The sequence below is a fragment of the Pseudomonas sp. XP2 genome, assembly GCF_053557975.1.
In genome coordinates this window covers 42,732-48,251 of sequence record NZ_JBNRIK010000036.1, presented here as the reverse complement: position 1 = coordinate 48,251, position 5,520 = coordinate 42,732, and the positions used below count along the sequence as shown (strand labels likewise).

At 63.3% G+C, this 5,520-nt stretch carries 6 protein-coding genes; 3 read left to right on the top strand and 3 right to left on the bottom strand.

What is annotated here, in order from left to right; translation table 11 throughout:
• Nucleotides 1-131 precede the first annotated feature (131 nt).
• Nucleotides 132-899, bottom strand: a complete 768-nt coding sequence (locus ACK1VC_RS26685; RefSeq protein ID WP_016488525.1) for a helix-turn-helix domain-containing protein — start codon at nt 897-899, stop codon at nt 132-134.
• Nucleotides 900-1,025: 126 nt separating this feature from the next.
• On the opposite strand from ACK1VC_RS26685, the gene ACK1VC_RS26680 reads away from it, so the two are divergent.
• Complete coding sequence (locus tag ACK1VC_RS26680) at nt 1,026-1,838, top strand: UDP-2,3-diacylglucosamine diphosphatase (RefSeq protein WP_191086859.1); 813 nt, start codon at nt 1,026-1,028, stop codon at nt 1,836-1,838.
• 39 nt (nt 1,839-1,877) lie between these two features.
• On the opposite strand, the gene ACK1VC_RS26675 is transcribed toward ACK1VC_RS26680, so the two are convergent.
• Nucleotides 1,878-2,189, bottom strand: a complete 312-nt coding sequence (locus tag ACK1VC_RS26675; protein WP_016488523.1) for a DUF962 domain-containing protein — start codon at nt 2,187-2,189, stop codon at nt 1,878-1,880.
• Nucleotides 2,190-2,343: 154 nt separating this feature from the next.
• Between ACK1VC_RS26675 and ACK1VC_RS26670 the strand changes: the two genes are divergently transcribed.
• A complete protein-coding gene (locus ACK1VC_RS26670; protein WP_016488522.1) occupies nt 2,344-3,405 on the top strand; it encodes an AraC family transcriptional regulator in 1,062 nt (353 codons plus the stop codon).
• Here ACK1VC_RS26670 and ACK1VC_RS26665 read toward each other — a convergent pair.
• Entirely contained in the window at nt 3,362-4,816 is a 1,455-nt protein-coding gene (locus tag ACK1VC_RS26665) for a TrkH family potassium uptake protein (protein WP_016488521.1), read from the bottom strand. The two genes, ACK1VC_RS26670 and ACK1VC_RS26665, sit on opposite strands and share 44 nt — an antisense overlap.
• Nucleotides 4,817-4,918: 102 nt before the next feature.
• Between ACK1VC_RS26665 and ACK1VC_RS26660 the strand changes: the two genes are divergently transcribed.
• On the top strand, nt 4,919-5,476 hold the full coding sequence (locus ACK1VC_RS26660; RefSeq protein WP_016488520.1) for an NAD(P)H nitroreductase: 558 nt from the start codon (nt 4,919-4,921) through the stop codon (nt 5,474-5,476).
• Nucleotides 5,477-5,520: the final 44 nt, after the last annotated feature.

Genomic DNA, 5,520 nt, shown 5'->3' with positions numbered 1-5,520 from the left:
GCCTCTTCGCAGCACAAGGCTGCTCCTACAGGGACTGTGCGTATTCTGTAGGAGCAGCCTTGTGCTGCGAAGAGGCCGGCACTGGCAAAGTGTAAAACCACAGGCCAACGATTTCTGTCGCAAGACTGCTGTCAGTTGTCGCCAGGCTCTCGCCGCAAAGCCATTGGCGTACACCCGAACGCCCGCAACATCGCCGCTGAAAACGCACTCTGCGAGCAATACCCCACCTGCGCCGCAATTTCACTCATCGGTAGCACGGTCTGCACCACCAGCCGCCGCGCCTTGAGCAAGCGCCGCTGGCGAATGTAGTCCATCGGTGTCATGGCGCATTCGGCAGTAAACCGCGCATGCAGCCGGGCGCCGGACAGCCCGGCGATGCGCGCCAGGTCGGCGACCTGCAACGGGTAGGCAGCATGCTGCTCGATATGGGCATCGAAGGCTGCATAGGGTAGGCGCTGGCTGGGGCGCACGTTGGCTGCTGCCGTGCAGTTGAGGCTGGCCAGCAACAGCGCTGCGCCTTGCCGGGCAATCAGCGGGTCGTCCATGGGGCTGGCCGCCAGCCAGTCCACCAACTGTTGCTGACGGTCGTCCAGGCCCAGCGCGGCGGGGCGGTCGAGCAGGCGGCGGCTGGCATCGGCATGCTCGCCCAGCTGCTCGTGCAGCCACTGCTCGCCAGGCACATCAAGCACCAGGCAGTGGCTGCCGCCATCGCTGGCGCAGGTGTGATGCGCGCCTGCCGGGACCACGACCAGCCCTTGCCGGTCGATCCCGGCGCCTTGCCCCTGTACCTCGAACTCCAGGCGGCCACGCAGGCCGAACACCAGTTGCGGGTGTTCGTGGCTGTGGGCGATCAGGCTGTCGCGGTAATGGCGCAGCGAGAGTATCGGGCCGGCGGTCATGGGGCGTCCTCGCAGGGCAGATCCGCATTGTGCCTCATTCCCGGCAGGCGATCACCGGTAACCGTTTTGCCACGGCGCTGTCATGCGCGCCTGCCAGTCTCCAGCAAACTGCGCCGGAGCCTGTCCATGACCCATGCCGAACTCTCCCGTCCCTCGCGCAAGCAACGCGTGCGTACCCTGTGGATCTCCGATGTCCACCTGGGGACACGCGACTGCCAGGCCGAACACCTGTCGCAGTTCCTCAAGGGCTACCAGGCCGACCGCGTGTACCTGGTAGGCGACATCATCGATAGCTGGAAACTGCGCGGTGGCATTTACTGGCCACAAGCCCACACCAACGTGATCCGCCGCTTGCTGACCATGAGCAAGCGCGGTACCGAGGTGATCTACGTCACCGGCAACCATGACGAATTCCTGCGCCGCTACTCGAAGCTGATCCTGGGCAACATCCAGCTGGTGGATGAGGCCGAACACCTGACCGCCGATGGCCGCCGCCTGCTGGTGATCCATGGTGACCAGTTCGACGTGATTACCCGTTACCACCGCTGGCTGGCGTTTCTCGGTGATCGTGCCTACGGGTTCACGTTGGTGCTCAACCGTTGGCTCAACCACTGGCGTGCGCGGTATGGCTATGGTTACTGGTCGCTGTCGGCGTACCTGAAGCACAAGGTCAAGGGCGCGGTGAACTTCATCAGCGACTTCGAGGATGCCATTGCCCATGAGTGCACCCGGCGTGGTTTGCACGGGGTGGTGTGTGGGCATATCCACCATGCCGAGATCCGCAAGGTGGGCGAGGTGGACTACCTCAATTGCGGAGACTGGGTGGAGTCGTGCACGGCGCTGATCGAGCATTGGGATGGCCGTATCGAGCTGTATCGGTTGGCCGATGCCCAGGCGCGGGAAGCGCAGGCAGTGGCGGCGTCGCGTGAGCCGGCTTAGAGGCTGCAGAACCATGGGGCCGCAACCCGCCCTCAATGTCTACAGCCGGATCTTGCCCAGCAAGATATCCCGGAACATCACGAAATCCCCGGCCAGGCTGTACAGCGGGTAGGTGAAGGTCGCCGGCCGGTTCTTTTCGAAAAAGAAGTGCCCGACCCAGGCGAAGCCATAGCCGAACAGCGGCACGGCCAGCAAAAGCAACCACTTGCCACTGCCAATGGTGTAGGCCAGCAGCGCTATTACCAAGCTGGTGCCGACAAAGTGCAGGCGGCGGCAGGTGGGGTTGCTGTGCTCCCCCAGGTAGTAAGGATAGAACTCGGCAAAACTGCGATACTGCGCTGTGCGGTTCATGGCAGTGCTCCGGGATTAATACTTCTGGACAAGATGCACGGCGTGGAGCCTGATTCGAGTCTAGAGTGACTGACGGGGCCTACCAGTGACAATAGGCGCCAAATGAGTATCCTTGGGGTTCACCGCAGGAGCGGTCGGTAAAAAGAAGCCTGTCATGAGCGAAAGAACCACGTCAGCCAGCTGGGCATCAGGGATTGTGAAGGCGCTCGAACTGGAAGGGCTGGACTGCCCGTCCATGTTCAAGCAACTGGGGCTGGACTTCGCTGCCCTCGACGACCCCGATGCACGTTTTCCGCAAGATTCCATGACCCGGCTGTGGCAGCTGGCGGTGGAGCTGTCAGGCAATGAAGCCATTGGCCTGAACATGGCCCGCGTGGTACGGCCGGCTTCGTTCCATGTGGTGGGCTATGCATTGATGTCCAGCCGCACCCTGGCAGAAGGCTTCCAGCGCCTGGTGCGGTACCAGCGCATCATCGCCGAAAGCTCCGATCTCAGTTTTGTCCTTGGCGACGAGGGCTATTCGCTGATCCTGACGGTGCATGGCGACCATCTGCCCCCGACCCGGCACAGTGCCGAAGCATCGCTGGCCTGTGCGCTGGCGCTGAGCAAATGGCTCAGTGGGCGGCCGGTACAGCCGCGCCGGGTACTGGTGCAGGGGCCGCAGCCAAAGAATGTCGAGCCGTACAAAGTGGCGTTCCATTCGCCCCTGGTGTTCGGCGCGCCGCACGATGCGCTGGTGTTCGAACGGGCCGACATGGAGGCGCCGCTGCCGACTGCCAACGAGGCCATGGCGGTGCTGCACGACCGTTTTGCCGGGGAGTACCTGGCACGATTTTCCGAAAGCCGGGTTACCCACCGCGTGCGGCAGGTGTTGTGCCGCATCTTGCCGCAGGGGGAACCCAAGCGCGAAACCCTGGCCCAGGCCTTGCACTTGTCGCAGCGCACCTTGCAGCGGCGTCTGCAGGAGGAGGGCACCAGTTTCCAGAGCTTGCTTGATGACACCCGTCGCGAGCTGGCCGAGCAATACCTGGCCCAGCCGGGCATGACACTGCTGGAAACCGCCTACCTGCTGGGCTTTGCCGACCCCAGCAATTTCTACCGGGCATTCCGCCGCTGGTTCGATGCCACCCCAAGCGAGTACCGCGCCCGCCTCGGCACGGACGCCGAGGGGGTCAGTGACGCCAGAACGCCGGCATACACAGCACCAGCACCGTAATGATTTCCAGGCGGCCAAGCAGCATGCCGGCCGCCAGGATCCACTTGGCCGCGTCCGGCAGCGTGGCATAGTTGCCCGACGGGCCGATCACTTCACCCAAGCCCGGGCCTACACCCGAAACTGTGCCGGCAGCGCCGGTCAATGCGGTCATCCAGTCCACGCCCAGCAACGACAGCAACAGGGCCATGACGCAGATGGTGATGGCGAAGAAGAACGAGAACGTCAGAATCGAGCGCACGATGTCTTCGTCGAGGCGGTGGCCGTTGTATTTCTGCTTGATCACCGCACGCGGGTGGATCAGTTGGTTGAGGCTGGCCTTGAGCAGGATGTAGGCCACCTGGAAGCGGAAAATCTTGATACCGCCTGCGGTCGAGCCGGAGCAGCCGCCGACGAAGCCCAGGTAGAAGAACAGCATCAGCGAAAAGTTGCCCCACAGGCTGTAGTCGCCCAGGGCGAAGCCGGTGGTAGTGACCACCGAGGTCACGTTCAAGGCTACGTGGCGCAGGGCATCGAGCCAGTGCAGGTTGGTGCTGTACCAGTACCAGGTGCCCAGGACCAACCAGGTAACCACCAGCATGCCCAGCAAACCTTGCACCTGCTGGTCACGGATCAGCGCCCTGCGGTTGCCACGCAGGGTCGCGACGTAAAGGGTGAACGGCAGGCTGCCCATGATCATGACCACCACCGCGACCCAGTGCACGGCCGGGATATCCCATTTTGCCAGCGACTGGTCGGAGGTGGAGAAGCCGCCGGTGGAGATTGCCGACATGGCGTGGTTGATTGCATCGAACGGGCTCATCCCCGCCCACCAGAAGGCCAGCGAGCCGAGGATAGAGAAGCCGACGTACACCCCCACGATCGACTTGGCCACCATGTGCGAGCGTGGCATGACCTTTTCCGAGCGGTCGGACGATTCGGTCTGGAACAGGCGCATGCCGCCGATGCGGAGCAATGGCAGGATCGCCACCGCCATGGCGATGAAGCCGATGCCGCCGAGCCAGTGAAGCATCGAGCGCCACATGAGAATACCCGGCGACATATTATCGAGCCCGCTGAGTACGGTAGCGCCGGTAGCGGTGATGCCCGACATGCTCTCGAAGAAGGCGTCGGTGTAGCTGATGTGCTGGGTCAGCAGGAACGGCAGGGCGGCAAACACGCACACCACCAGCCAGCTGCTGACCGTGAGCAGGTACATGTCACGCGGGCGCAGGTGGACATGCTCGGGGCGGCCCTGTACTACCAGGGCCAGGCCGGCGATGAAGGTGATCAGGCTCGACCAGAGGAAGGAGGGCATGTCACCAGTGCGCTCGAAGATCACCAGGGTCGCCATGGGCACAGCCATGCCGACGGCGAGGGTAATCAGGAAGATGCCGATGATGAAACCAATGATCCTTAAGGTCGGCAACGCCATGTGATCTGCTCTGACTCGAAACGGAAGGGCGCCATTCTACCTATGGGTCTGGTGATGTAAACGCTAGAATGGCCGCACATTCAACTGCCAGGAGGGTAGCCGATGGAGGCTCTCGACGCATTGCTCAACCGTGTTTCCGTGCCACGCCTGACTGACCCGGCACCCAATGCCGCACAGCGCGAGGCGCTGTTCCAGGCTGCCTTGCGCGCCCCGGATCATGGCCAGCTGCGACCATGGCGCTTCCTGACCATCGAGGGCCAGGGCCGTGAAAAGCTGGGTGAGCTGTTCGCTGAAGCGGTGCAGAACAAGGGCGAAGCCAGCCAGGCTGCGCTGGACAAGGCCCGCGCCATGCCGCTGCGGGCGCCGCTGCTGATCGTGGTGATCGCCAAGCTGCAGGACCACTTCAAGGTGCCCAAGTCCGAGCAGCGTCTGGCAGCCGGCTGTGCGGCGCACGGCATTCTGATTGCCGCGCATGCGCAAGGCATCGGGGCGGTGTGGCGTACCGGGGACATGGCCTTCGATGCCCATGTGCACAAGGGCCTGGGTCTGGCCCAGAATGAAGAGTTGATCGGTTACCTGTATGTCGGCACGCCGCTGACCGAGCCGCGCACTGCGCCGGTGCTGGACACTACCGAGTTCGTCAGCGCCTGGGGCGAGTAACGCAGCCTGGGGCTGATTTATTGCATCAGGGCCACTGGCCTCTT

What these genes read in the sequence shown, in the direction of transcription:
- ACK1VC_RS26685 (WP_016488525.1), bottom strand. Translation starts at nt 899, where the DNA reads ATGACCGCCGGCCCGATACTCTCGCTGCGCCATTACCGCGACAGCCTG.
- ACK1VC_RS26680 (WP_191086859.1), top strand. Translation starts at nt 1,026, where the DNA reads ATGACCCATGCCGAACTCTCCCGTCCCTCGCGCAAGCAACGCGTGCGT.
- ACK1VC_RS26675 (WP_016488523.1), bottom strand. Translation starts at nt 2,189, where the DNA reads ATGAACCGCACAGCGCAGTATCGCAGTTTTGCCGAGTTCTATCCTTAC.
- ACK1VC_RS26670 (WP_016488522.1), top strand. Translation starts at nt 2,344, where the DNA reads ATGAGCGAAAGAACCACGTCAGCCAGCTGGGCATCAGGGATTGTGAAG.
- ACK1VC_RS26665 (WP_016488521.1), bottom strand. Translation starts at nt 4,816, where the DNA reads ATGGCGTTGCCGACCTTAAGGATCATTGGTTTCATCATCGGCATCTTC.
- ACK1VC_RS26660 (WP_016488520.1), top strand. Translation starts at nt 4,919, where the DNA reads ATGGAGGCTCTCGACGCATTGCTCAACCGTGTTTCCGTGCCACGCCTG.